The organism is Brachyspira catarrhinii, assembly GCF_005518285.1.
In the GTDB taxonomy this organism is placed as follows: domain Bacteria; phylum Spirochaetota; class Brachyspiria; order Brachyspirales; family Brachyspiraceae; genus Brachyspira; species Brachyspira catarrhinii.
The window spans coordinates 1-316 of sequence record NZ_SJDU01000863.1; the positions used below are offsets into that span (position 1 = coordinate 1).

The 316-nt window shown below is 26.3% G+C and carries 1 protein-coding gene; it reads right to left on the minus strand.

Translation table 11 applies throughout. From position 1 onward, the window contains the following. Positions 1 to 37 precede the first annotated feature (37 nt). On the minus strand, positions 38 to 316 hold a 279-nt coding region (locus EZH24_RS15230), incomplete at its 5' end, for a hypothetical protein (RefSeq protein ID WP_236847298.1).

Sequence of the window (316 nt, forward strand, 5' to 3'; positions counted from 1 at the left end):
AAAACTGATAAAATGATAAGAAATAATTTTTTAGAATTCATTGAATTCCTCCTATAAATAAGATATTTATAACTAAACAAGGATTTTTTATTCTCCTTGATAAGCTATCGAAAGTAATTGAAGCTAAAAAAGATTTAACTAAATTTAGAATTACAAAATTATTCTTTAATGCATAAGAAAATGTATGAACATAATTAAAATTGTCATTGCGAACGGCGCTAAAGCGGGCATGTTGCCAGTGAAGCAATCCAGATAATAAATAAGCTAAATTATAAAAACGAATTTTATTTAGTCTGGATTCCTTCGCATTTTGGCA